The following is a 257-nucleotide window of genomic DNA, read 5'->3' as shown; positions in this document are numbered from 1 at the left end:
CAATCAGCATGATCAAAAATACAATATTGCAGATCGCCCCAAGAATAGGAAATATTGCCGTCTCTACAATCACACGAGAAAGTGTTCGCTACAAAGGTAAGTGCTTAATCCAAGGCGGTCGAAAGTAAGCACGAACCGCTTTATACATGGCGATGATGGCAGCCATGCAATGTAACACCATATTCATAGCGACTTATGCTCGACTTTTAGCAGCTGTAAAACCTAAAAAAGTTGTAACAACCGCGTGTGTTCGAAAG

Annotated in this window: 1 pseudogene; it reads left to right on the top strand. The window is 42.0% G+C overall.

Annotated elements, in window-relative coordinates:
• Positions 1–257: pseudogene (locus tag AB4653_RS26750) on the top strand (IS110 family transposase); the annotation flags it as partial.

The organism is Vibrio sp. 10N.222.48.A3 (assembly GCF_041475345.1).
Lineage (GTDB): Bacteria > Pseudomonadota > Gammaproteobacteria > Enterobacterales > Vibrionaceae > Vibrio > Vibrio tasmaniensis_A.
This window is presented reverse-complemented; position numbering and strand designations above follow the sequence as displayed.